General features: G+C 53.9%; 20 protein-coding genes and 1 tRNA gene. 12 read left to right on the top strand and 9 right to left on the bottom strand.

The window, feature by feature from the left end; translation table 11 throughout:
* Positions 1-2,489, bottom strand: a 2,489-nt coding sequence (locus tag AC06ND_RS01460; protein WP_475677218.1) for a sialate O-acetylesterase, incomplete at its 3' end; no start/stop codon positions are given.
* Between the two features lie 72 nt (positions 2,490-2,561).
* On the opposite strand from AC06ND_RS01460, the gene AC06ND_RS01455 reads away from it, so the two are divergent.
* Positions 2,562-2,966, top strand: a complete 405-nt coding sequence (locus AC06ND_RS01455) for a RidA family protein (protein ID WP_475677217.1) — start codon at positions 2,562-2,564, stop codon at positions 2,964-2,966.
* A 110-nt stretch (positions 2,967-3,076) separates the two neighbouring features.
* On the opposite strand, the gene AC06ND_RS01450 is transcribed toward AC06ND_RS01455, so the two are convergent.
* Positions 3,077-3,772, bottom strand: a complete 696-nt coding sequence (locus AC06ND_RS01450) for a peptidylprolyl isomerase (protein ID WP_475677216.1) — start codon at positions 3,770-3,772, stop codon at positions 3,077-3,079.
* Between the two features lie 560 nt (positions 3,773-4,332).
* Positions 4,333-4,405 (bottom strand) — tRNA-Ala (locus tag AC06ND_RS01445).
* 77 nt (positions 4,406-4,482) lie between these two features.
* On the opposite strand from AC06ND_RS01445, the gene AC06ND_RS01440 reads away from it, so the two are divergent.
* From AC06ND_RS01440 to AC06ND_RS01430, 3 genes are read left to right on the top strand one after another with little or no spacing between them, the layout of a single operon-like run.
* Entirely contained in the window at positions 4,483-5,868 is a 1,386-nt protein-coding gene (locus tag AC06ND_RS01440; RefSeq protein ID WP_475677220.1) for an alanine/glycine:cation symporter family protein, read from the top strand.
* Between the two features lie 36 nt (positions 5,869-5,904).
* A complete protein-coding gene (dut, locus tag AC06ND_RS01435) occupies positions 5,905-6,339 on the top strand; it encodes a dUTP diphosphatase (RefSeq protein ID WP_475677215.1) in 435 nt (144 codons plus the stop codon).
* 36 nt (positions 6,340-6,375) lie between these two features.
* The gene (locus AC06ND_RS01430; RefSeq protein ID WP_475677219.1) at positions 6,376-7,755 is read left to right on the top strand and encodes a UDP-N-acetylmuramoyl-tripeptide--D-alanyl-D-alanine ligase; all 1,380 of its coding nucleotides are present in this window, start codon (positions 6,376-6,378) and stop codon (positions 7,753-7,755) included.
* A gap of 162 nt (positions 7,756-7,917) precedes the next feature.
* Here AC06ND_RS01430 and AC06ND_RS01425 read toward each other — a convergent pair whose 3' ends face one another.
* The 5 genes from AC06ND_RS01425 to AC06ND_RS01405 all read right to left on the bottom strand — a co-directional run bounded on the left by AC06ND_RS01425 (position 7,918) and on the right by AC06ND_RS01405 (position 14,947).
* Positions 7,918-9,213, bottom strand: a complete 1,296-nt coding sequence (locus tag AC06ND_RS01425; RefSeq protein ID WP_475677214.1) for an MATE family efflux transporter — start codon at positions 9,211-9,213, stop codon at positions 7,918-7,920.
* Positions 9,214-9,254: 41 nt separating this feature from the next.
* Positions 9,255-10,454, bottom strand: coding sequence for a pyridoxal phosphate-dependent aminotransferase (locus tag AC06ND_RS01420; protein WP_475677213.1), 1,200 nt, complete (start codon positions 10,452-10,454; stop codon positions 9,255-9,257).
* An 18-nt stretch (positions 10,455-10,472) separates the two neighbouring features.
* Positions 10,473-10,973, bottom strand: coding sequence for a UpxY family transcription antiterminator (locus AC06ND_RS01415; RefSeq protein WP_475677212.1), 501 nt, complete (start codon positions 10,971-10,973; stop codon positions 10,473-10,475).
* 40 nt (positions 10,974-11,013) lie between these two features.
* Positions 11,014-11,946 (bottom strand): peptide-methionine (S)-S-oxide reductase MsrA, encoded by a 933-nt coding sequence (gene msrA / locus AC06ND_RS01410; RefSeq protein ID WP_475677211.1) that lies wholly within the window; start codon positions 11,944-11,946, stop codon positions 11,014-11,016.
* A 106-nt stretch (positions 11,947-12,052) separates the two neighbouring features.
* Positions 12,053-14,947 (bottom strand): beta-L-arabinofuranosidase domain-containing protein, encoded by a 2,895-nt coding sequence (locus AC06ND_RS01405; RefSeq protein WP_475677210.1) that lies wholly within the window; start codon positions 14,945-14,947, stop codon positions 12,053-12,055.
* A gap of 174 nt (positions 14,948-15,121) precedes the next feature.
* On the opposite strand from AC06ND_RS01405, the gene AC06ND_RS01400 reads away from it, so the two are divergent.
* From AC06ND_RS01400 to AC06ND_RS01380, 5 genes are all read left to right on the top strand, one after another.
* Complete coding sequence (locus AC06ND_RS01400) at positions 15,122-17,608, top strand: M1 family aminopeptidase (protein ID WP_475677209.1); 2,487 nt, start codon at positions 15,122-15,124, stop codon at positions 17,606-17,608.
* A 99-nt stretch (positions 17,609-17,707) separates the two neighbouring features.
* Positions 17,708-19,156: an amidophosphoribosyltransferase gene (locus tag AC06ND_RS01395; protein WP_475677208.1), complete on the top strand. Its 1,449-nt coding sequence runs from the start codon at positions 17,708-17,710 to the stop codon at positions 19,154-19,156.
* A 1-nt stretch (position 19,157) separates the two neighbouring features.
* Complete coding sequence (locus tag AC06ND_RS01390) at positions 19,158-20,204, top strand: DUF3667 domain-containing protein (protein WP_475677207.1); 1,047 nt, start codon at positions 19,158-19,160, stop codon at positions 20,202-20,204.
* Between the two features lie 34 nt (positions 20,205-20,238).
* Positions 20,239-21,273, top strand: a complete 1,035-nt coding sequence (locus AC06ND_RS01385) for a threonine aldolase family protein (RefSeq protein ID WP_475677206.1) — start codon at positions 20,239-20,241, stop codon at positions 21,271-21,273.
* Between the two features lie 92 nt (positions 21,274-21,365).
* The gene (locus AC06ND_RS01380) at positions 21,366-21,953 is read left to right on the top strand and encodes a hypothetical protein (RefSeq protein ID WP_475677205.1); all 588 of its coding nucleotides are present in this window, start codon (positions 21,366-21,368) and stop codon (positions 21,951-21,953) included.
* Positions 21,954-22,069: 116 nt separating this feature from the next.
* Here AC06ND_RS01380 and AC06ND_RS01375 read toward each other — a convergent pair whose 3' ends face one another.
* Positions 22,070-24,505 (bottom strand): outer membrane beta-barrel family protein, encoded by a 2,436-nt coding sequence (locus tag AC06ND_RS01375; RefSeq protein WP_475677204.1) that lies wholly within the window; start codon positions 24,503-24,505, stop codon positions 22,070-22,072.
* Positions 24,506-24,713: 208 nt separating this feature from the next.
* Here AC06ND_RS01375 and AC06ND_RS01370 point away from each other — a divergent pair, with 208 nt between their 5' ends.
* From AC06ND_RS01370 to AC06ND_RS01360, 3 genes are all read left to right on the top strand, one after another.
* Entirely contained in the window at positions 24,714-25,391 is a 678-nt protein-coding gene (locus AC06ND_RS01370) for a trimeric intracellular cation channel family protein (RefSeq protein ID WP_475677203.1), read from the top strand.
* 45 nt (positions 25,392-25,436) lie between these two features.
* On the top strand, positions 25,437-26,300 hold the full coding sequence (locus AC06ND_RS01365; protein ID WP_475677202.1) for a hypothetical protein: 864 nt from the start codon (positions 25,437-25,439) through the stop codon (positions 26,298-26,300).
* 151 nt (positions 26,301-26,451) lie between these two features.
* Positions 26,452-26,648, top strand: a 197-nt coding sequence (locus AC06ND_RS01360) for a hypothetical protein (RefSeq protein WP_475677201.1), incomplete at its 3' end; no start/stop codon positions are given.

The following is a 26,648-nucleotide window of genomic DNA, read 5'->3' as shown; positions in this document are numbered from 1 at the left end:
TTGCAGAAGAGAGGCGCATACGCTGCCATGGACACCATGTCCGAATTCCTCTCGAGGCTCAGCCAATATGCCGCCTCGGACATGGTAGAGACATAGGCGTTGTTGGTACGGTTGTTCGCGAACTCACCCACGAACACGCGGGTTGGCTTCGACCTGTCGTAGGTATTGCCTTCCGCACCGCGCACCTTGCCCGGAGCATAGCGGTCGCCGTTCTTGTAGAACCAGTCATCGCTCATGTAGTAATGCTCGTCGACGATGGTGTCAGGATACTTCGCGTCAATCTCAGCGTAGTTCGCGTTGAACTCTGGACCCTGAGCAGCAGAGCCGGCGGTAGAGACGATGACGATGTCAGGATACTGAGCCTTGACAGCCTTGTACATGATGTCGAAGCGCTCCCAGAACTCAGGTCCCTTGTTCTCGTTGCCGATTCCGAGGTACTTGAGGTTGAACGGAGCCGGATGGCCCATCTGCGCACGCTTTGCACCCCACTCGGTGGTTACGCTGCCGTTGCAGAACTCGATGAAGTCGAGGGCATCCTTCACGAAGACGTTGTAGAAATTCTGGCGATCTCTCTCGGTCTCGAGCGGAGCGATGTATGAATGACCGGCGAACTGGCATGTAACACCGTTGTTGAGCACAGGAAGAGGAGTTGCACCGAGAGACTCGGCCATCAGGAGATACTCGTAGAATCCCACGTACTGAGATGTCCAGTAGCCCCAATGGTTACGGAAACCTATTCTCTCCTCGACTGGGCCGATGCTGTTCTTCCAGAACACCTGGCCGAAGTAGGTCGAGCCCTCGGATGCACAACCGCCAGGGAAGCGCATGAAGGTAGGCTTGAGGTCTGCGAGAGCCTGCATCATATCCTTGCGGAAAGGACCGGCAGCGCCTTCGAGCCAGAGCTCGGACTCCTCAGGAACGAGGGTCACGAAATCGAGGTAGAAGATACCCTTTGAGTCAGCGACGATGGCAAGACGGCTGTCCTCGCTTCGAAGAGCCTTGAGTGCACCGACGTGCTTCTTCCAGTTGCTGTCGAGCGACGAGATGGTGATGACGTTGGAGTTGAGCTCACCTTCCTTGTTCTCGAGATAGACATTGATATTGCCCTTGTAGTTCTCACCCTGGAGATAGAGTCCGAGGTCGTAGCGAATACCCTCCTTGACCGCGATCGAAGGGGTCTGGGTATTGTTTGAGTAGAATGCATTCCTGTCGCGGAACACGTATGGAGAGATACCATATCCGTTTGCGGCGATACCGTAGCCCTCGCCCGGATCCTCGACGTCGAACCTTACGCAGAACTGCCTGTACCTGAGCTCGTCGTCATACTGGTCGTCCGGATAATAGGTGTACATCCTCTTCATGTTCGGACGAAGAGGCTTGTAGTCCACGGTGTGAGCCTGGCCCTTTGCGCCGTCCTTTGCGACAACGGTCCATCCGAAGAAGGTGGTGTCGGACTGCGAGAACTCGCGTGGGTCCGGAGCCTCCGGCACGTCATAGGCCTGGAAAGAGTTATTCTGGATAAGCTGTGCACAGATTCCGCCGTCGAGGGAGTTGTAGATATCCTCGATGAAGATACCCGCGAGAGTCGGGCTGTTCGAGATGCCGAGGTTCGCAGGATTGAGGGTCACGGTCCTGGTCTGAGGCTTGGTGAAGCCCTGGAGCTGGAGCATCTTCTCCGCATAGCGATAGCCGAGAAGGCGCATGCCCTCGGTGCTGAAATGGAAGGTATCTCCGGTGCTCTCGCAACCGAGCGCAGAGATCACATGCGAATTAGGGAGCACCTCAGGAAGGTGTGGAAGTATGTCGCGGTTGAAGCGCCAGCAGATACCGTCGCTTTCCTCATACTTGAGCTCACCGGCGAGGAGCGGAATGTCCGTAGGGTTGAGTCCGAGGTCCTTGCAGAGGTCGTCATGGATCTTCTTGACCTTCGCTGGCCACTCAGGGTCGTCGGAGTTTGACTCTCCCTGATGGAGGAGCATACCCTTGATGACACCGTCCTTCTGTGCGATCTTCGCCATATCGAGCAGGCGCTGATAAGGGCTGCCGCCGTACATCTCGACGATGTCCTTCATCCAGTCGCGCTCACTGTCGATGTACTCCTTGTAGGCGTCCTTGTCCCAGAGCTCGATCTTGGCACCGGCCACGGAGACGTTGATGACTCCCACCCTGTAGTCCGCAGGCATGACCTCGATCATCTTGCGACCGAAGAAATCCACCGGGCCCATGTTGTTGCTCGGACGGCAGATCGGCGGAACCGCCGTGTACCATTTGCCCATCTCCCTGTCCATCTTCGGCATGTCCACAGCCGCGACGAACTGGAATCTCGGATCATTGAAATCCTTGTCCTGCTCTGCAGGAACTGCACCTGCCTCCATGTTCGACTGACCGAAGCAGAGGTAGATGTGAAACTTTGGGTCTGGCTTCTGGGCATTGGCGACAAATGATGCGCCAAGAATCAGGGCCACGACCGCGAATAGCGTTTTTTTCATGTATTTGGTCATTGGTTTGTACAAATATACGACATAATATCAGTAAATTTGCATCATACAAAACACAACGACATGAAGAAGATCATCGCAACCCCTAAGGCTCCCGCAGCAATCGGACCTTACTCACAGGCCATATTCGCCAACGACACCCTCTATGTTTCTGGTCAGCTTCCAGTGAATCCAGCTACCGGCGAGATTCCTGCAACCATCGAGGAGCAGACTCGTCAGGCACTCACCAACATCGGTAACATCCTCGCAGCAGCAGGTCTCGGATTCAACGATGTGGTGAAGACCAGCGTTCTCCTCTCAGACATCAACGACTTCGCTGCCATGAACGGCGTATATGCTGAGTTCTTCCCAGAGGACAAGCCTGCACGCGTATGCTACCAGGTCGCTGCTCTCCCTAAGGGTGCAAAGACCGAGATCGACGCTATCGCATTCTACAACGCTCCTGAGTCAAGCTTCGAGGGCGAGTAAAAAGCACTGCCGTTGCGCCTTCGTCAAGCTTCGAGGCTAGTTCCAACACTGTTGGTGCGCAATATAAGAGCCTGTGTCGCATTGACACAGGCTCTTATTTGTATGTGGGGCTACTTCAGGTAGGCCTTGGTGATCACGACGTCGGCAAGGGGCTTATCCTCCGAGTCGGTCTCGACAGCCTGTATCGTCTCCACGACGTCGAGTCCCTTGGTAACTTCACCGAAGATGGTGAACTGGCTGTCCAGATGCGGCGTGCCTCCGACTGTCCTATAGACCTGGCGGATCTCCTCCGGGAACACTATGTGCTCGCCAGTTTCACGGAAGATCCTCTCCTGCACGCGATCTATGTATTCGTCGTCCAGGGGCTTTCCCCATACGATATAGAATTGTTCCGAATTGCTGAGCAGGTCCTCGCGCGAACGCCCCATCGCGAGCATTCCGCGACGGTGGATATACTTCGGATAATGTATCTCCGGCTCGATTGTGTGCTCCGTCTGCTCATACCCGCACTGGATCATGAAATCGGCGATGACGCGGTTGAAGATCTTGCCTTCAAGCCACCCGCTCTCCACCATCTCGACGAAATTCGCCTTGTGAAGCGGGGTGTCATCATATAGAAGCAGCTCTATCTCCCCCATCGGTACAGCTGCATCCGGAGTCGTCCCAACTGTCGCGATCTCCAGCACCACCATGGTAGACACCGGATTCTGCGTCCGCTTACGATTCTGATTCTGCGCGCAGCCAACAAACAGCACGCTCAGCACCGCAACCAGCGCACATTCCCAAACTTTTCTTGACCAATCCATTGTCATAGCTAATTCTATTTTTCATGCAGTCCGACTGGGGTCTTCCGACCTGTCCGGCTAGGTTCTTCTATACGGCCCGGCTGGGATCTTCCGTCTAGCCCGGCTGGGGTCTCCCGTCTAGCTCGACTGGCGTCTTCCGGCCTGTCCGGCTGGCACGAGCTACAAAAATAGGGTGTTTTTTGGCGTTCGTGGCACGATTTCCTGGGTTTTGAGCTATTTTGCTGGCACGACATCCAAGAATCGATCGATTTTTGACGTTCGTGCCAGACGCATTCAAGGCAACCATTCGGTCACCTGGGCAAAAAGCAGGAAGATTTGTTATTGGTTATTTGGAACTAAAGAATATTAGGCTGAAACGCATGCAAACTGAATGCTGACCCAGCAAGGCGCACGAGCGCCGCAACGGAGTGTGCGAGACAGTTGTCGAGCCACGGAGTTGCCGGCCGGAGCGGAGCGCAGGCCGTGTGCCCCTGACAGGGGCTGTCAGCGACAGCTGACTGGGGTTAAGACACATTCTCCACAACGAAAAAAGCCGGTCAAGACTGACCGGCTTATCGTTGTGGAGAATAAGAGATTCGAACTCTTGACCCCCTGCTTGCAAAGCAGGTGCTCTACCAACTGAGCTAATCCCCCGAATGCGAGTGCAAATATACGCCAAAAATTGGAATTGCAAAATAAAATTGCCAATTTAGCACTATATGCTTCAATTCATTGACTCAATAAACGACTTCCTCTGGTCGTACGTTATCATCACCCTCCTGATAGGGTGTGCACTGTATTTCACGATAAAGACAAAGGGCTTCCAGTTCAGGATGCTCGGAGAGATGTGCCGCATCATGGCCGGCCGTGACAAGGTCTCAAATGACAAGACCATCGGAACATTCCAGGCGTTTGCGGTGTCGCTGGCGAGCCGCGTCGGAACGGGCAACCTCGCCGGAGTCGCTTCCGCCATCTTCGTCGGAGGTCCGGGAGCGGTGTTCTGGATGTGGATGATGGCACTGCTCGGATCTGCAACCGGATTCGTGGAGGCCACCCTCGCCCAGCTCTACAAGCGCAAGGGCAAGGATTCGTACTACGGCGGCCCGGCATTCTACATGGAAGCCGGACTCGGCAGGAGGTGGATGGGCGTGCTCTTCTCCATCCTGATGATCCTCACCTTCGGATTCGCGAACAACGTGCTCCAGAGCAACGTCATCCTCGGCTCGCTCAACACTACCTTCGGGTGGTCCAAGCTCCCTGTCGCCATCATCATGATGATCGGATTCATGACCATCATCATCGGCGGCATCAAGCGCATCAGCCTCGTCACCAGCTACATGGTCCCATTCATGGCGGTGGCGTACCTTTTACTCGCGATAGTGATCATCGCACTGAACATCACCAAGATTCCTGAAGTGCTCAAGCTCATCATCGAAAGCGCGTTCGGAATGCAGCAGGTTGGCGGCGGAGTCGTCGGACTCGCAGTCATGCAGGGAATCAAGAGAGGCCTCTTCAGCAACGAGGCCGGTGAGGGTTCAGCTCCGAACGCTGCGGCAATCGCTGACACCAGCCATCCGGCAAAGCAGGGCCTCATCCAGGCGCTCGGCGTATTCGTGGATACGATAGTGATATGCTCATGCACAGCCATGATCGTGATCATCTCCGGACAGTACGACAGCGGCAAGGACGGAATCGAGCTCACCATCGCCGCACTGAATTCGCTGATCGGTCCGGTCGGAGTGTATTTCATCACCGCGGCCGTATTCCTCTTCGCCTTCACATCCATCATCGGCAACTACTTCTATGGAGAGAACAGCCTGAGGTTTGTGACCGGCAGCGACAGCAGGAAGGCAAGGATATGGCTGTGGATATACAGGACCATCATCGCGGCCACCATCGTCGGCGGTGCGTTCGGAAGCCTGCAGGACGTGTGGGTGTGGATCGACATATGCATGGGTCTGCTCACTATATGCAACCTCATCGCCATCGTGCAGCTCGCAAAGCACGCTTTCTTCCTCCTCGACGACTACAGGAAGCAGAGGAAGGAGGGCAAGGAACCGCAGTTCCACAGGAGCATGATGCCGCAGATCGAAAAGGATCTCGAAGCATGGGATTAAATTCTTTTTTACGGCTCTTTTGATTAAATTTGCAGCATGAAAGTCAAGATCATCAACAAGTCGGCCTTCCCTACTCCAGCTTACGCCACAGAGCAGTCTGCGGGTATGGATCTCAAGGCAAACATCACTGAATCCGTGACCCTCGGTCCACTCGAGAGAGCCATGGTCCCAACCGGTCTTTACATAGCGCTTCCAAAGGGTTTTGAAGCACAGGTACGTCCTCGCAGCGGTCTTGCAGCGAAGCGTGGAATCACCGTCCTCAACACTCCCGGAACCATCGATGCAGACTACCGCGGAGAGATCAAGGTCATCCTCGTGAATCTCTCGAACGAAGCATTCGAGATCGTCCCTGGCGAGAGAATCGCCCAGATGGTCGTGGCACGCCACGAGACTGTAGAGTGGGAGGAGGTAGAGATTCTCGATGAGACCGAGAGAGGAGAAGGAGGATTCGGCAGCACCGGCTTGAAATAAGGGTTCTTGACTTCAAACAGAAGATAGACAATGGCAATAGAAATACAGAAACTTCACGAGATATTCCTCGCATGCGGAAGCGTCACCACCGACAGCCGCAAGATCGAGGAAGGACAGCTCTTCATCGGACTCAAGGGCGAGAACTTCGACGGCAGCGACTATGCCTTCAAGGCCATCGAGTCGGGAGCTGCCTATGCAGTCGTATCAGATGACTGGTTCAAGTCTCACAAGAAGGAGATCGAGGCCGTGGAGAGGCTCTCTGAGAAGATCATTCCCGTAAAGGATACCCTCAAGACTCTCTGGGCACTCGCCCGCTACCACCGCGAGAACACCTTCCTCGGAAACGAGAGACTCACAGTCATCGCCCTCACCGGAACCAACGGCAAGACCACTACGAAAGAGCTCATCAAGTGCGTGCTCGCGTGCAAATATGACGTGACCGCCACTGAAGGCAACCTCAACAACAATATCGGAGTTCCTCTCAGCCTCCTCAAGATCAACGAGGACACTGAGATCGCGGTCATCGAGATGGGCGCAAGCCACCCTGGTGACATCAAGGAGCTCGTCGAGATCGCGCAGCCTGACTACGGCCTGATCACCAACGTCGGCAAGGCTCACCTTCTCGGCTTCGGCAGTTTCGATGGTGTGAAGAAGACCAAGGGTGAGCTCTATGAGTTCATCAAGGCCCATGGCCAGAAGGTCTTCATCAACTCCGACAGCGAGGACCTCAGGGAAATGGCAAGGGAGATCAGAGGTCTGAAGACCATACCATACGGCGTCAAGTATCAGGGCGCGGTGGTTCTCCAGGCCAACGGCCGCTATCCTTTCCTCAAGATGCTCGTCCCTGTCCTCAAGACCAATCCGTTCACCGGACGCATCTATCACCAGGAGCAGATGCTCGAGGTCCGCACCAATCTCATAGGTTCATACAATGCCGACAACGTGATGGCAGCCATCGCCGTCGGAAAGTTCTTCGGCGTCAGCGAGGAGCAGGCAGTGGAGGCAATCAGCCGCTATGTCCCTTCCAACAACCGCTCTCAGATGGTAAGGACCATGGACAACAACCTCATCGTAGATGCCTACAACGCTAATCCTAGCAGCATGGAGGTTGCGCTCAAGAACTTCTCGCTGCTCGACGCGCGCTGCAAGATAGCACTCCTCGGAGACATGCGTGAGCTCGGCAAGGAGTCGCAGGAGGAGCACAAGAAGATAGTGGACATGGTCAACTTCCTCATCGAGCACGGCAAGATCACGAAGGCTTACTACGTCGGAGAGGAGTTTGGCAAGCTCACGGAAAGCTTCAAGGACGTCGACGATCTCGCAGAGTACCTCAAGGAGAATCCTATCACGAGGGCCATGGTCCTCATCAAGGGTTCACACAGCGTTCAGATGGAGAAGCTTGTCGACAAGCTCTAGCCCGGATATAACAAGGCGCATCAGCGCCGTGTCGAAGTGTGCGAAATGGAAATTGAGCCACGGAGACACCCGTCGGAACGCAGTGTAGACGGCATGCCCCTCGGGGCAGCTGCGATAGCAGCGGGGGTATACAAATAAAGCCGACCAAATGGTCGGCTTTATTTATCTGACGAAACTTTTCGTCGCCCACTTCATCGAGTTCCAGCGCTTCACGAATACGTAGCCGCGGATGTTCTCGTCGAGAAGGAGTGCGAACCACATTCCGACGATTCCGAAGCCGAGAGTGATTCCGAAGAAGTAGCTCAGGCCTACAGCGACCGTCCATACGACCGCGATGCTAAGAAGGACAGGGAAATAGATGTCGCCTGCCGAGCGCAGCGCGTTCACCGCGAACATGTTGATTGCACGGCCGTGCTCGAGCATGATGTCGACCCACATGACGGACCAGCACATGCGGATGATGTTCTCGTTATCGGTGAGCGTGTGGAGGATAGGAAGTCCGAGACATGCGATCAGGAACGAGAGCGAGGTTGCGGACCAGATGCTGATCTTCAGCGCACGCTTTCCTATGCAGAACGCAGCGCGCGGCTTCTTCATTCCCACAAGATGCCCGACCTCAATCGCCGAAGCCTGCGCCATCGCAAGAGCTATGACATAGGTGAACATGACGATGTTCTGGCAATAGGTGCGGGCTGCCAGAGCGTCGTTTCCTATCATCAGGATGAACGAGGTTACGACCATCTGCGAGAGGCTGTAAGACATCTGCTCTCCGGCCGAAGGAATTCCGACCTTGAGCAACTTGCCGAGCTCGTCCCATGGGAACGGGGTGAAGAGCCTCTTCGGGAAAGAAGGGATATGCTTGCGCAGAAGCACGACGGCGAGGATGACCATACCGATTCCCCTGCTGGTCGCTGTCGCAATCGCTGCGCCGGTGACTCCGAGGGACGGAAGACCGAAATGGCCGAAGATGAGCGCATAGTTTCCGAATATGTTCACGACGTTGATGACCAGCGACACCATCATCGGGTACTTCGCCATGTCCGCACTTCGAAGGGCTGCGGCAAGGGTCAGCGAGAACGCCTGGAAGATGCATGTGAGACCGACTATCTTCATGTAGACCTCTGCCTCCCCTATGAGTTCGGGGCCGGCTCCAAGCATCTGGAGTATCTGATGCGCGAAGAAGAACAGTGACGAGCTGACCACCACGCCGACCACTGCCGTTGCGATGAGCGAGATGCCCACCACCTGTACGACCTTGTCACGCAGCTTCGCGCCGATGTACTGCGAGCAGAGTATCGACGTCGCAAGGGAAAGGACCTGGAAGACCACCAGCACGAGGTTGATGAACTGTGCATCAATGCCGACGGCCGCCACCGAAAGGTCGGAATAGCGGCTGAGCATGAAGGTATCGACTGCTCCGAGGAGCATCATCAGCAGGATATCGATGAAAATTGGCATGGCCAGGTCGGCCAGGTTCCTGCTGAGCGGGCCGATTCGCATTATTCTGTGCGATTGTTGTATGCCTCGAGTGCCTTCTCAAGGACGACGAGAGCCTTTGCGAGATCCTCCTTGTTGAGCACGTACGCCATGCGGACCTCATCCTTGCCCTCGCCCGGTTCTGTATAGAAGCCGGCGCCTGGGGCCATCATGATGGTCTGACCTTCGTACTGGAAGTCGGTGAGGCACCACTGGCAGAACTTCTCTGCATCATCGACTGGGAGACGCACCATCGTATAGAACGCACCCATAGGTGTAGGGCTATACACGCCGTTGATCTTGTTGAGACCGTCGATGAGGAAGTTGCGGCGGCTGAGGTACTCTTCGTACACCTCGTCCATGTACTCCTGCGGAGTGGAGATGGAAGCCTCTGCGATCACCTGTCCGTAGAGAGGCGGGCTGAGACGAGCCTGACAGAACTTCATCACCGCCTCGCGCACCTTCTTGTTCTTGGTGATGAGGGTACCGATGCGGATTCCGCACTCGCTGTAACGTTTGGATACGGAGTCGATGAGTACGACATTGTCCTCGATTCCCTCGAGGTGGCAAGCCGAGATGTATGGCTGCTTGGTATAGATGAACTCACGATAGACCTCATCCGAGAAGAGATAGAGATTGTGCTTCTTGACGATGTCACGAATCTGCTGCATCTCCTTGCGGGTGTAGAGGTAGCCGGTCGGGTTGTTAGGGTTGCAGATCAGGATGGCCTTGGTCCTCTCGGTGATCTGCTCCTCGAACTTCTCGATTGGAGGAAGACGGAAGCCGTTGTCGATGCTGGTCTTGACGGACTTAACCACGGCTCCTGCGCTGATCGCGAAGGCCATGTAGTTTGCGTATGAAGGGTCGGTAACGATGATCTCGTCACCTGGGTTGAGGCAGGCCATGTATGCGAACTGAACGGCCTCCGAGCCACCTGTGGTGACGATTATCTCGTCCGGCGAGAGGTTGATACCGTACTGTGCATAGTATCCGACGAGCTTGGTCCTGAGAGAAAGATGTCCCTGTGACGGGCTGTACTCGAGGATCTCGTGATCAAGCTTACGAGCTGCTTCGATGGCGCAGTCCGGAGTCTTGATGTCCGGCTGACCGATATTCAGATGATATACATGTATGCCGTTACGTTTTGCTTCGTCGGCATATCTTGCGAGCTTTCTGATAGGAGAGCTCGGCATATTCTCTGCGCGCTGTGAAATTTTCAACATATATGTCTTGTTCGTTCTTTACTCTACTACAGGCTCGAGCAGGGCTCTCGGTATGTACGAGGTAGCCACGGCAACGACGCCTTCTATGCATACAACCAGTCGCTGGTCCTTGTGTATGCGCTTTATATATCCTTCCGTGCCTTCGAAAGGTCCTCCTACCACTCTGACCTTCTGTCCGAGGATAAGCTTGGAATAATCCACCTGTACTATCTCCATTCCCATGTCGTCCACCGACGACACCTTGATGAAAAGGTCCATTTCCCTGTCCGGAATGACTTGCGGATCGAAGCTGCCCGGCTTTGTGAAAAGCTTGTTGTGGCAGTTGATCCTCTTACGGAGCTCGAGTACATAAGGAGCGGTCGACCTGATGAAAAGCAGATTCTTGGCGACGTTCTTCGGCCAGAAGTAGGCCATGCCGTCAGCCGTGAGGAACGGTATCACGTTTGCCGTCTTGTTGAAGAAGACGTTCATCGCATACCAGTGTAGTTCTTCTGCTCTTAATGTCGATGCTTCATCCATGTTGCTCTTTCCTTGGGGCAAGGAAGTGCAAATCTAATAATTATTTGGGGAACTTTCGGACACGAAGGTGGCAATATGGTTCTCCGCCGGTCTTCTCATAGTATTTCTGGTGGTATTCCTCGCCAATGTAGAAGCGCTCGAACGGAAGAATGAGGGTGTTCACCTCATATCCACGGGAACGAAGGTCTGCAATGACGGCATCGGCCTTGTCCTTCTGCTCCTGAGTCCTCCAGAAAAGACAGCTCCTGTACTGAGGTCCCAGGTCAGGTCCGACTCCGTCGGTCTGGGCAGGATCATGGATCTCGAAGAATACCTGGCAGAGCTTGGTGTAGTCGGTGACCTTCGGGTCGAACTCCACGATGACGGCCTCGACATGGTGGGTCCTATGGTCACGTACGTCAGCATAGCTTGGGTTCTCCTCCGGTCCGCCGGTATAGCCGGCAAGGGTCCTGAGCACTCCAGGTTCCTTGTCATACTGGTGCTGAGTGCCCCAGAAGCAACCGCAGGCAAAGATCGCGACATCCACCTCAGGATCCTCCGGGAAAGAATACAGATCCACTCTGGAAGCATCCGCGACAGCCTTCTCCACCATGGCGAGCGCCTCAGACAACTCGGCATTCTCCCCCGCCTCGAGGGTCTTCCTGAGATCATTGTAGAGCACCTGGAGCGCGATAGGATTGCCCGAAGAGATGACCTTCGCGGCGTGTGCATTCATGTCTAAGGATTCCGGAGTCAGGAGTTCGGTCGCGGCAACTATGCCGAGCGGAACGCCGGCCTCGCGAAGTCTGGCAGCAGTCGTGCCTCCGTAAAGCAGGGAATCATGCAGGAAACCTGCCATCTTCTCCTCGTCGGTATGGCCCATCAGGCCCACCGCAAGGCTGTGGAGCATGCGCGGATAGCCGGCTGGATCGAGCTGGCATTCATGCGCGTCCATCGCGCAGCGCAAAGCGATATCTATAGGATTCTTTTCCATGGGTCAAAGGGAAATGCGCGCCAAAGATAGTACAAAAAAAACATCCACGATACCGTCCGGCATCGTGGATGCATCCAAATAAAACGAACTTATAATTATCACCCGGCTACTTACCCAAGTTGGCGCGTGCCGCCTTGAGCTGAGCCGTAGCTTTCACGATCATATCCGCAGTACCGCTACCGTCGTTCACATAGGAAACGACCATGTCAGCGTAGTCGATAGCCTCACGGAGTTCAGTAGTCTTGCTTGAAATCTCCTTGGTCTCGGTAACGAGGGTGAGGAGCTCTGCGAGATCCTCCGGCTCTGCGAGGTTACCAGGACGCATGGTGTTCACGCAAACGTTGAGTGCAGAAACTGCATCGTTCACCTCTGCCATGCTTGGCTTCTTGGCAGCAAGAATCTTCTCGGCAGCTGCAATCTGAGCGACCATGCGGGCATATCCGTTAGGGGCCCATGGAGAGAATGCAGGAACCTTCACTGCGAGAGCGTTCCATGCATCCTGCTCAGCTACGCGCTCCTTTGCAAGGTTCACGACTGCGTTGAGTTCGGTCTTGTCGAGTTTGCCCTTCTTTGCCTTCTTAGGAGCGTTCACGTTGAGACGGAGATAGTGGGTCGCATTGTGAGTCTCGTGATAGTCAGGGACGAAGGTAAGGTCGCCAAGAGTCATGGTATAGAGGTTGCCGTCGAATCCGCCGGCTGCGGTAGGTGCATTTGCAACGATCTCAGAGAGGTCGCCGCTGAGGTCGATGTCAGCGTTTGACCAGTCGTGTACCTCCTCAGTCGCCATACAGAGAGGACCATACATGATGGTACCGAGCCACTGTGGGTCGAAAGGAGTACGAGGCTCGTCCGGACCGGTAGCTGCGAGAGCCATCTTGTCAGGACCGAAGTTGATGTGCTTGGTGAATGGCATCTCGACCTCGACCACGTCGCCTGGCTTCCAATCATGGCCTGAGATTGCGTAGTATGAACAAGGCTGGCAGTTCTGCGCGATGACCTTGCCGTTGAGAGACACGGTGAAGCCTGCGGTTGCCCAGTAAGGTACGCGGAGCTTCATGGTGAAGTTGCCGCTTCCCTCCTTCACGGTGATAGAGGTCTTCTCCGCTGGCCAGAGGCAGTCCTGTGCGAGGGTGACGTTGCCCCACTTTGCCTCAGATGGCATGTAGAGAGCCACCCAGATGGTATTGTCGCCCACGAAGTAAGCAGCCTCCTGATACTTGACATGGTTCTCTGAACCGGTACCGCCGCAGCATGAAGAACCCGGAGTCTCGCTGCCGAAAGGCTTTGCCGCGTTCATTCCGACTGCGTAGTGGTAGGTCACTCCGTAATGCTCAGGATGTACCGAACCGACGAGCTGGTTGTAGAGCACGCGCTCGTAGTAGTCCATGTAGCGAGCGTCGTCAGGATCGAAGCAGTTGAGATCCTTGGTGAGCTTGGCGATGTTGTATGCGCAGCAGGTCTCGTTGAGAGTAGGATTAGGAAGCATCTGATGAGTCCTCCAGTCTGACATCACGTTGGTGTTCATGCTGAGCATCTGTGAGTAAGGCTGACGGAACATCTCACCGTTACCTACACCACCCATTGCGTAGATGTAACGACCCTGGAGCATGTTCCAGAAGTTGTATGAGAGATCGTAGTAGTAAGGATCATTGTTGGTGCGGTAGCTGCGGAGAGCACCCACGAACATAGGGATGTGCTGGTTTGCGTGACGGGTACGTACGTCGTCGATGTTCACTGAGACAGGATCGAAGAGAGCCTTGGTATCGAAGCAGTTCGCAGCCTCGATGAGCTTAGCCTTATCCTCGAGGTTGTTCGACATCTCTGCGAGCCTTGAAAGGGACTCGCACATACCGCCGACCTCACCTGCGATGTACATGTTCCACATCTCGTAACGGTTGCCTGGCTTTGCCTGACGCTCAGCGCGGTCGCCGTCCATCTTCACATAAGTCCTGTAGTGCATACGGTTCCACACCCAGAGACCCATGTCCTTTGCGATGGTGAAAGCCTTCGCTGCAAGCTCCTTGTCATCGATGTTGTTTGCGATGTCGATGAGACCTGCGAGCTGCTTGTGGACGGTATAGTATGGTGCCCATACCCAGTCGTTGTTGTTGTACGCACGGTACATCTCGATGAGTGCGCAGTGCTGTGCAGGGATGGCGTTGATGTATCCATATCCGTACTTCTCAGGATGCTGCTTGTACTCGTCGAACGCTGCCCATGTTCCGAGAAGTCCGCGAAGCTCCTCCTCCGGTGCGAAGTCACGAGCCTCCCAGTAGCGACCGAGTTCCTCGTTCCATACGAAGGTCTTCTCCTGGCACTCGCGCATGCAGTCGAGCATGAACTTCACGTTCGCCTTGAGCGCAGCCTTCTTGGCAGGATCGTCGGTAGATGTGTATGCGAAAGCAAGAGACGAGAGATAGTGACCCGTACCATGTCCCTTGAGCTTGGTGGTAGGTGAATCCCAACCGTCGCCCTCAGGATAACCCTCGGTGCTGAAACCGTAGGTGTCACGGTAGTTGTAACACATAGACTTCACGTCCCAGCTGAGGATCTGGTCGATGGCGAGCTCACGGTTCGAGGTGAGTCGGTTGGATCCGGTGAGGTGCACATTTGCCAGTGGAAGAGGCTCAGCCTTGATCTCATGGCTGACGGTCTTCTTGGTCACGACCTTGATGTTTGCTACGATAGGATAGCCGTTCTCGGTGGTGTTGTCACCGATCACATATCCGTCGATGGTGTACTCCTTTCCTACAGGGTAGGTCGCCTGGAGCTCCTCGACCGGACGAGCAGAGTTGGTCCAGCGAACCTGGCGCCAGTCCTGATGACCGTCAGAGTAGGTAACCCAGACCTGGTATGGAAGTACAGGTACCGTTCCGGCAGGACTCTCCACGCTTACTGCCTCCACCTTGGTGATGGTACGCTGACGCTTTGCAGCATCGGCGTTCACGCAGACAGCGAGTGACATGCCGAAAAGAATGAGTGCTTTTGCGATCTTGTTCATATCTGATTTTGGTTATTATTTCGTTTTGCCTGTTTGGCCAATACAAAAATATAATAATGCTATGCAAATATCAAGTACGCGCAGGACCAAGGAAGTTCTTATGAACGATAGTCCTATTATTTTGTACTATTTTTCAAGAAAGGCTTACTTTTGTGGGTCAAACATCCCTGAATCATGAGAATACAACGCATAGTAACGGCATTCGTAGCACTTACGTCCATTTTCGCATCCTGCAGCCGAGCAATCGAGTCCGGAGTCCCCCATTCCCTTGCAATCAGCAGGAAGGCCGAGATCACCGACGTGAGATACGAGCTGGACTTCGACATACCCCAGGAAATCAGCGAAAGCATCCCCGCCAGCGAGACAGTTCGCTTCAATCTCGAGAGCCGCAAGGACGTTGTCCTGGATGCCAGAGGATACGAGATCGCATCGGTCAGCATCAACGGGAACACGGTCGACGCAAAGATAGAGAACGAGCACATAGTCCTGCCGTCCAAACTGCTGAAGAGAGGTGAGAACAAGGTCGACATCTCCTTCACGGCCGGAGAGCAGTCCCTCAACCGCAGGGAACATTTCCTCTACACCCTCCTCGTCCCTGACCGCGCCAGGACGCTGTTCCCCTGCTTCGACCAGTCGGACATGAAGGCAAGATATACCCTCAGCCTCACCGTTCCCGAGGGTTGGGTCGCGGTATCGAACACTGCCGTGAGCTCGCACGAGGGAAACAGGATATGCTTCGCGCAGACCGAGCCTCTCAGCAGTTACCTATTCTCCTTCGTCGCCGGTGAATTCGAGTGCGTAAGCGAGGACGGGATCAGCGCCGCAGGCAAGCCGGTGCACCTCTACCACAGGGAGACGGATCCCGAGAAGATCGCGGAGTGCAGCGAGGTGCTGAGGCTCGTGAAGAGTTCGCTGGACTGGCTCGAGGATTACACTGGAATCCCGTATCCTTTCGCGAAATATGACCTCATAGTGCTGCCTGACTTCCAGTACGGAGGAATGGAGCATACAGGAGCGACCCTCTACAACGACAGGAGGATATTCCTCAACGCGAACGCGACCACCGCAGAGCTCCTCGACAGGGCTGCGCTCATAGCGCATGAGACCGCCCACATGTGGTTCGGCGACTATGTGACCATGAAATGGTTCGACGACGTATGGACCAAGGAGGTGTTCGCGAACTTCTTCGCTGCGAAGATGGCAAGGCCTGAATTCCCCGAGATCAACCACGAACTGGGAGACCTGATGAACTACTATGCAGCTTCGTACAGCGAGGACAGGACGCTCGGATCGAACGCAATCCAGAGGCCGCTGGACAACCTCAACTATGCGGGACTCATCTACTGCAACATCATCTACGACAAGTCGCCGGTGGTGATGGCAATGCTCGAGAAGCGCCTGGGTGAGGAAAAGTTCCGCCGCGGAATCCAGGAATACCTCAGGAAGTTCGGTTACGGAGACGCGACCTGGGACGATCTGATCGAGATCTTCAGCAAGGAGGCGGACTTCGACATCGCAGACTGGAGCCGGGTATGGATCAAGGAGAAAGGCATGCCGGCCTACGATTTCGAGGTCAGTGGCAGGAAGCTCGCGATCAGGCAGGGAGATCCTTTCAAGGCAGGGAACGTATGGCAGCAGGAAATCGTGTGCAGGATAGTCGGAGAGAAGGACCATGTCGACGTCACCGCTGTCTTCGAAGGCAAGGACGTGGTCGGATTCGAGGCTCCCTTCGACATCGTGAGCGTCATACCTAATATAGATGGAAAGGCTTACGGATGGTTCCGCACCGACGAGGAGGCTGCAAGGGAGCTCAAGAGACAGTACACATCATTGGATAGCGAGACCGCAAGGATGTCGCTTCTGATGACCCTCTATGAGAACGTATGGCACAGGACCATCGACAGCGCGGACTTCGCAGAGTGGGTGTGCTATGCGCTCGACCATGAGACCAACGCGCTCATCCGCAGCCAGCTTCTGAGCTACGGTTCGGCAGCTGCGAGGTGGGCGGAGAACAGCGGAAGCTTCGAGACCATGCTCTTCAGCATCGCGGCAGACGAGGAGCGCGACAGCGAGTTCCGACTTCTCGCCTACCGCTCGCTCATGTCCCTTTCGACAAGGTACAACGATCTGCTCTTCTTCAACTGGGTGAGCCAGGATCCGTTCAATGGCCTCACTTTCAGCGAGAGCGACTACACATCCCTGGCATATCAGCTCATGATAAGGTATCCTGAAGGAGCCGAGGACATACGCAGGATCCAGGCGGACAGGATCACCAATCCCGACAGGAAGGAAGCCTTCATGTACATCTCGCAGGCCTGCTCTGCCGACCAGGAGGAAAGAGACCGTTTCTTCGAGACCCTGCTCCACGACGAGACCCGCGCCGCCGAGTCACGAGTGACCAGCGCGCTCTCGCTTCTCAACCACCCTCTGAGGGCCGCAGAAGCCGTGAGATACATCACTCCTGGCCTCGAGGCTTTGGAAGAAATCCAGAGGACCGGCGACATATTCTTCCCTTCTACATGGTGCTCAGCCCTGCTTTCCAGCCACAGGTCCGACGAAGCCAGGAAGGAAGTACGCAATTTCGTCGAGAAGCACGAGTCCGACATGAATCCGCTCCTTATGACCAAGGTGCTCCAGAAGGGCGGATGGCTGCTTGATTAGCCATTCACAAAACATTTCTCGCCGAGAACGCAATAATATTTTTTAAAAAATTTAAAATTTTATAAATTCGCGGTCAGAAAACTACAAACAATCTCATCAATGGGTGGCTTTTTCGGCACTATCCACAAGGAAAAACCTTGTGCGACAGACCTCTTCTACGGAACTGACTATCAGTCCCATCTCGGTACCCGCCGCGGCGGTATGGCTACTTACAGCCAGGAGGACGGCTTCTTCAGGAGCATCCACAGCCTTGAGAACACTTACTTCAGGACCAAGTTCGAGTCTGAACTCGGCAAATTCAAGGGCAACGCCGGAATCGGCATCATCAGCGACACCGACGCACAGCCGCTCCTGATGAACTCCCACCTCGGAAGGTTCGCCATCGTTACTGTAGCAAAGATCAACAATGCACAGGAACTCGCAGACAAGCTCCTCGAAGAGAACATGCATCTGAGCGAGTTCAGCAGTGGCAAGATTAACCCTACCGAGCTCATCTCACTGCTCATCATCAAGGGCAAGGACTTCGTGGACGGCATCGAGAACGTATTCCGCAATATCAAGGGTTCATGCAGCATGCTCCTCCTCACCGAGGACGGAATCATAGCAGCGCGTGACAGCTGGGGCCGCACCCCTATCGTCCTCGGAAAGAAGGACGGTGCGATGGCGGCGGCGAGCGAATCAAGCTCCTTCCCTAACCTCGACTATGAGATCAGCTACTTCGTCGGACCTGGAGAGATAGTAAAGATCAAGGGAGACGGCTTCGAGCAGCTCCGCAGGCCGAACAAGAAGATGCAGATATGCTCCTTCCTCTGGGTTTACTACGGTTTCCCTAACTCCATCTACGAAGGCAAGTGCGCCGAGATCATGCGCAACGAGTGCGGTCGCGTGATGGGAGAGGAAGACAAGACTGAAGTCGACTGCGCATGCGGCATTCCAGACAGCGGCATCGGAATGGCTGTCGGATATGCGGAGGGCCACAAGGTTCCTTACCAGCGCGCGATACAGAAATACACTCCTACCTGGCCACGTTCGTTCATGCCATCGAACCAGGAGCACCGCGAGCTCGTAGCGAAGATGAAGCTCATCCCTAACGCCCCTGTGCTCAAGGACAAGAGGGTTCTCTTCTGCGACGACAGCATCGTACGAGGCACCCAGCTTCGCGACAATACGAAGGTTCTCACCGAGCTCGGAGCGAAGGAAGTCCACATGCGAATCGCATGTCCTCCTCTTATCTACGCATGTCCGTTCATAAACTTCTCTGCCAGCAAGAGCGAGATGGACCTCATCACCCGCAGGGTCATCAAGAAGTTCGAAGGCGACGCAAGCAAGAACCTCGAGGCATACGCGACAGCAGGTTCTCCTGAATATGAGAGAATGGTCGAGGACATCAGGCAGCAGTTCAGCCTCTCATCACTCCAGTTCAGCAAGCTCGACACACTCGTGAAGGCAATCGGACTCGAGAAGTGCCAGATCTGTACTCACTGCTTCGACGGAAGTTCGGCCTATACACTCGAAGAGATCAACACTCCAGGCGAGACACTGCTCTAGAATGAAGCTAAGACTTGATACGATAACGAAAAGACGCCCCGCCCTGAGGCGTCTTTTCCGCATTTGGATGGTCACCGGCAGCATTCCTTTCCAGAAGAAGGAAAACCTGCAGCCAATCGAGTGTCCTTCGTGCGGAAGGGTATTCGACACTGCGTATTGTCCCGACTGCGGACAGAAGCGCAGCAGCTCGGTGAGCTCAAAGAAGTTCTTCAAGGGCAGCTTCGACAGCATCCCGTTCATGAACGACGATGCGAAGAGGACCTTCGTCCACCTTCTTCTCAGGCCGGGCTACATGATACGCGACTATCTCCAGGGAAAGAACAGCAGCTATCTCTCCCCTATGACGGCGCTGATCATCTTCTACGCATTCTTCGCCATGGTGGCGAGCATAGCCTCTCCGGAAGCCAGGAACGCGCATAGGTTCAAGGAATACGGAAGCTTCAGGGACAGTCTCCAGAACGCATCCATCAACATAACCATCGAGGGAAAGGAGAAGGCGGATACGGCTTATGCCCAGGAGACAGTGGAAGAGATAGTCGAGAAGTCGGTCGAGAAGGACTATGCCGTGAATGCGATAGGAGCTGCGACCACACTGCTCGATGCGTATATGCTCCTCCATCTCGACACCAACCCGGAATATGTCGACACGGAATTCAAGGCATCCGTGGCAGCGCTCGAGTCTGCACTTAGGAACGGAGGCATCACCCTCTTCCTGGGGAACCTGATATTGCTCAGCCTCGCGATCTGGTGGGCCTTCAGAAAGAAGTACGGCATATCATATTCGGCGTCGGCCGCTATCTCGGCGTACATCCTCTGCCAGTATTGCTTCTACATGCTCTTCGCCCTTGCGCTGACTTTCGGCAAGAGCACGAAGATAGGAATGCTCCTGATGGCCATGCTGATGATCTTCGATTTCTGCCAGCTATTCGGAATCAACCGCAGGGAGTCATTGAGGAAGACCGTCCATGTGGGTCTTGCCATATTCAGCTTCTGGTGCATTCTTTTCGCCATACTGATGACCGTCATACTGGTGATCACATTCATTTAATCGTTAAATTCGCAATCCTAAAACACATAAGAAGATGTTCAGATTTGACAGCGACTACCTGGAAGGCTGTCTTCCAGAGATACTTCAGGCTCTCCAGGAGAGCAATTTCGATCAGACCCTGGGCTACGGAATGGATCCGCACTGCGCCCACGCGAAGGAGCTCATAAAGGAGGCCATAGGCGCTCCTGAGGCCGACGTGCATTTCCTCGTCGGCGGTACCCAGACCAACGTGACTGTGATCGCACACATACTCCGCCCGTACCAGGCAGTCATCTGCGCCGAGTCCGGACACATCAATGTGCATGAGACCATGGCCGTGGAGCATAACGGGCACAAGTGCATCGCTCTCCCTACCGGCAACGGAAAGATCAGCGCCGCACAGATCGAGCATGTGCTCGTAGAGCATCGCGACGACTACAGCAAGGAGCACACCGCGCAGCCTGCGATGGTATATATCTCTTTCCCAACAGAGAAGGGCACAATCTACAGCAAGGCTGAGCTCGAGGCCATCTCGAAGGTATGCCGCGAGTGGGACATTCCTCTCTTCGTGGACGGCGCACGCCTCGGCTACGGACTCGCATCTCCAGCCTGCGAGATCACTCTCCATGACCTCGCGAAGCTCGCTGACGTATTCTATATCGGCGGTACCAAGCAGGGCGCGCTCTTCGGCGAGGCAGTCGTGTTCACCGACACCCGCCTCTCGAAGGACTTCCGCTACAGCATCAAGATGAACGGTGGCATGCTCGCTAAGGGTCGTATGCTCGGCATCCAGTTCGAGACCCTCTTCACCGACGGTCTCTACATCCGTGCTGCGAAGAATGCCATCGACAAGGCTTTCGCCATCAGGGACGCCTTCGCTGCGAAGGGATTCCCGTTCTTTGCGGAGAGCCCTACCAACCAGCAGTTCCCTATCCTTCCGAACGAGCTCGTCGCCGAGCTCCGCAAGAAGTTCAGCTTCGAGTCATGGGGATTCGTCGACGAGGGCCACACCGCAGTGAGGTTCTGCACCAGCTGGGCCACCACTGACGAGGCCGTCGACAGCCTTCTCGCCGAGATCGCAAAACTCTAAGGACTATTTTGGCAATTAATTCGCAAAAGTTGCGAGTTAATATTCGCAGTTTGCTTTAGATTTGTTTTAGATAATTCAAAATTGGCATGAATATGAAACGATTATTCCTCCTCATCTTGTTATTTGCATCTTACTCGGAGATTTATGCTCAGAATCAGTACGAGAATTACCGTGCGGAGAACAATCAGGGTATCGCCAACATCAAGAATTATGACCAACAGGTAACGTGGGAAAAGAATCCTAAAGCCAAGTTTAATGCATATTTGAATCCAGTTGGCATAATCGCAGGTACAGACTGGTGCGGTCCAATATCTGATGTTGCAGTTGGAGTGAGATTCAACAGATATTTTTTCCTCGGAGCAGAGACTGGGTTTGACATGTTAGGAAGGCAGCGTGTATATGGAGGACCCGACAAATTCGCGTATGAGGCTTTCGTTCCACTGGCACTGAACGCAAAGGGATTGCTCACTGTAGGTAAAAGATGCTGTCCTTTTGTGGAAGGTTCGATTGGCGGATATTTCGGAGTCATGGACCTTGCGTTCAACGGATTATTCATCAAGTCGGGATTGGGCTTTGAGTTCAATAGGTTCGTTGTGTCTGCCGGTTATATCGGAATTCCTGTCAATGGATATTTCTACCATGTTGGAAATGTAAGGTTAGGATTCAGAATCGGTCGATAACAGCTGAAAAGAAAATACAAATAGCAAGAAAGGGGGACCTCACGGCCGCCCCTTCTTTTTTTAGTTCAGTATATATGTTGTTTAGCAATCCCTGAGTACAGGGAGTATTCTCAGAATCAATTATTGTTTCCCACGCGGGACATCTCGTCGAGGTTACCGACCTTGCGGGCCTTAGTGCTCTGCGCCTGTCCGAAGTTCCAGGTGAGGTCGACGATAGCCTTGCAGCGATAGTACTTCTGACCGAGATAGATACTCGATGAGCCAGGAGTAAGTATATCCATGTTGTTCGAGGCTGTGTTGAAGATGTCATCGACCCTGAAACCGAGACTGAGTCTGTTCTCGAGGAGGTTCTTCTTCATGCTGAAGTTTGCCATGAACACGGTACGGATCCTATAGATGTTGTACGCCATAGGAGTCTGATAGTCGGCATCGAGACTGATCTTCCAATCCTTTGGAAGGTTGAAAGTGAAGTCCGTATAGAGCTGGGCCGCAAACGATGAGTTTTTCTGTCCCAAGTCCTTGAGATTGGAATTGGTATAGAGTCCTGTCGCTGAGAGCGTCCAGTCGAGCCACTTGGTGACAGGGAGCGCCGACACATTGAAGGCGACAAAAGCCATGTTCTGGACTCCGCCGTTGGTCCATGTCAGAATCTCCTTTCCGGTCTCGTCGAAGGACGGTGCCTGGATGTGGAGCTTCGAGCTATGGTCGTATCCTACCGAGAGCGAGAGGTGCTGGCCAAATCCTGAGGTGAAGGAAACTGTCTGGTTGTATGACGGAAGAAGGTCCGGGCTACCGATGAGGTATGACTGTGCATCGACATAGGTCTTGGTAGGATCGAGTTGATTGTAGTTCGGCCTCGAGATCCTTCTGGTGTATGAGAGTGAGAGTCTCACCTTCTCCGAAGCTGCGTAGCCGATATATGCAGTTGGAAAGATGTCGAAGTAGCTGTTCTTACTCTGCTCCCCTGCAGACTTCCAGTCTCCGAAAGAGTTGGTATACTCACCGCGGAGTCCCAGTTTGGCCGAGAACTTCTCCCCGAACTGGCCCGCGATATTGAAGTAGCCTGCTCCGATATGCTCCCTGTAGAGGAAGTCCGAAAGCACGTCAGGCATCTCCGTCACCTTCTCTAAGCCATTGTTTCGGGTCATGGACATCGCCCACTTGGCACCGGCCTCGAACATGTACCTCTTCCAGAGCACGGTCTGATAATCAGCCTTCGCCGAATAGATGTCATAAATCTGGTCCGTGTCCACGGTCTGCACCTTGAAGATGCTCCTGTCCGGATCCGCAACCATCACGGCCTCGTCGTTCTGGATATTGTGGGAGAATGAGCCATTGCGGTAATAATCGAGGTTCACTGTCATCTCCGCGCTCCTGGTCTCATCGAACACATGGGTATAGTTGAGGTTCGCATTGTACTGGCGGCTCTTGCTCTTGTTCTCGATGCCGGTGACGATTTCCTGGAACGGAACCTCCGAGAGCCACATCTGCGTCAAGCCCTTGTCGCTAGACATGTTCTGGATTTCACCTGGCATGTAGAAGATCGCTCCGACGGTGTTCTTCTTGTCGATGAACCAATCATGACCGAGCTTCAGGTTATAGTTGGAATACTTATTCACGATAAGAGAATTCGCCGATCTGCGGAACATCTCGCCCGCCTCGTTCTCGAAGCTGAGGTTGTTCGACATCTCAAGATCCGTCACATAGGTACCCTCATAGACATTCAGGTATGTATTGGTCTTCTTCGTGCGGAAGCCCAGGTTGGTCCAGAAGCTTTCCTGCCATGGGAATCGTCCGGTCTTGCTGAAGTACATTCCTCCGCCACCGATGCCCATCGAGCCGTTGAAGCCCGCTGCGAGATTCTTCTTTGTCTTGATATTGATGATACCGCCCTGACCCTCCGCATCATACTTCGATGACGGATGTTCCATGAGCTCGAACTTGTCGATGCTCTCGCCGTTGGTGGAACGGAGAAGGGCCTCGAGAGACTTGCCGTTGAGGTTCGAAGGACGTCCGTCGACCCAGATGGAAACGCTCTTTCCGTTGAGCTTGACGTTGCCGTCCTTGTCGATGGTGACGCCAGGGGCCTTCTTCATGAGCTCGAGCGCGTTAGAACCCTGTGCATAGGCACTCTGGGACACGTTCACGACGAGCTTGTCGATCTTCATCTCGACCAGCTTCACCTTCTCGCTGACCATCGCAGACTGAAGCATCTGCGCATCCTCCTCGAGAGTGATGAGAGGAAGTTCATGCACCTGCTGGCTGAGGATCACGTCCATATATGAGGGCTTGTATCCTATGAGAGACGCGGATACGATATATTTTCCCTTCGCGATTTCCGGGATGCTGTAATTACCGTTCTCATCGCATGCGACGCCCGTCACGAGGGTGCTGTCCATCTGCATTACCGCCACGGTCGCAAATCCGGCGGCCTCATTGCCGCAACTTACCGAGCCCTTGATGGTACAATAATCCTGACGAGCCGCGCTCATGTCTGTCGACGAGAGTATCGAACTCGCCAGGATGATGAATGAATAGATACACTTTTTCATTTCCAATTCTTTTCTGATTTTCTAATTTCTTTCTGAATTCGCACATTAGACGCAGTGTACTAGCTGATTGTTACACCTCCGGACGAAAAATTCTTCGTTTTTTTCGCATATCGGGCTTTCAGAGCCCCAGATTGATGAAAATTTGCTCACATAAATTATGGTTTATCGTGTATTCGGCATATATTTGCCGCCGCAAAGACACAATGAAATGATGACCATACCATTCATAGATTTCCAAGTCACCTTCCTCGACATGATCGACTACATCGGTACATTCGCGTTCGCGATTTCCGGTGTGAGACTCTCATCGACCAAGAAGTTCGATCTATTCGGCGCGTTCGTCGTGGGATTCGTGACCGCGGTTGGCGGCGGTACCATCCGTGACCTTTTCCTCGGCGTCACCCCATTCTGGATGATACAGCCATCGTACGCGATCATCACCTTCCTCTCGCTCATCACCGTGATCGTCTTCAAGAAATGGATAGTCAGGCTGAACTACACCTTCTTCATCTTCGACGCCATCGGTCTGGCACTCTTCACCGTGGTCGGATTCGAGAAGAGCATGAACGCAGGAAATCCCACATGGATCAACATCATCATGGGATGCATCACCGGTGCGGCCGGCGGTGTGATCCGTGACGTGCTCATCAACGAGGTGCCGCTCATCTTCCGCAAGGACATCTATGCGATGGCCTGCATCGGCGGTGGATTCTTCTACTGGCTCAGCATGAAGATGGGACTCCAGACCATCGTATGCGAGATCATCGCCGCCATCGCGGTGCTCATGATCAGGATACTCTGCGTCCACTATGGCATCGAACTCCCCTCCCTGTACACCGACGACAACTCCGGTCAGACAAGAATTCGCAGAGGAGGTAGACAATAATGGAAAATTTTCGTATATTTGTTAAGCACTTAACAGATATACGCCATGAAAAGAATCCTTTTCTCTTTCGCCTTATTGGCAGTGATCCTTGCATCCCCATCTTGTAGCAAGGACGAAATCAATGATCCAGGTAAAGTTCCTTCAGGACCTATCGTAAAGCCGGGAACCACTCCTTCTACACCTGACGACACTCCTACCGACGACCCTTCAGACAATCCTGAGGATCTTGGTCCGGAATACGAGGTCGACAAGTGGGGCTATGCGACATTCACCCACGAGGGATTCCAGTTCAAGCTCAGGGAGAGCAGGCTCGCGACCGATGCCGCTCAGGCTGCTATCGAGCACATGAAGGCAGACATCGACAAGATCGTCTCTTTCGTTCCGGAGAAGGTTCTCGAGGTGATGAAGACCAAACCAATCTGGCTCGAGGAGAATAACAGCAAGAATCCTAGCGCTGCATGGTATCATACCAACGCCAGCTACCCTGGTTCGTACGGTGACATTCCTGACAAGGGCAAGTGCGTAGAGATCACCAACTACAGCTACTATGTAAGCTGGTCTAACCAGAATCAGCCTTTCATGGTATTCCATGAGCTTTGCCACATGTACCATGACCATGGTCTCGGCGGATCTACCAACCAGACTATCAAGCAGGCCTACAGACGTGCGAAGAACAGTGGAAGGTACAATGAGATCTACTACAGATACAATGTGAACGACCCTCAGGAGAGGTGGACAAAGACCACCGACGCATACTGTATGAACACAGAGTGGGAGTACTGGTCAGAGATGAGCGAGGCTTACTGGGGCGAGAACGACTACTATCCGTTCAACTACGAGCAGCTCAAGGAATTCGATCCTGACGGCTTCGCAATGTGCGAGGAGCTTTGGGGACCACGCGAGTTCTAATAAACGCGCAGCAGGCATATCAGAATAGCATGCCTGCGACCGATAAGGATAATGGAAGGTCAGCCTCCGGGCTGGCCTTTCTTGTTGTCGCGACTGACATACGATAAATAACGAAAAGAGTATTAAATTTGCAGATACTGTAACTCCAGACATGAAAAAGACAATCTATACCCTACTTCTCCTTGCGTCAGTCTTCGCCAGCATCTGTGTCGCTGAAGCCCGCAAGAAACCTTCAAAGGACGAATACGTGGTCGATGAGTACGGCTACGCGACCTACAGCCACGCAGGATTCCAGTTCAAGATCAAGGAGTCCGTCATCAACACCCCGGAAGCTCAGATTGCCATGCA

The sequence above is a fragment of the Candidatus Cryptobacteroides sp. genome (genome assembly GCF_056207615.1).
This window is presented reverse-complemented; position numbering and strand designations above follow the sequence as displayed.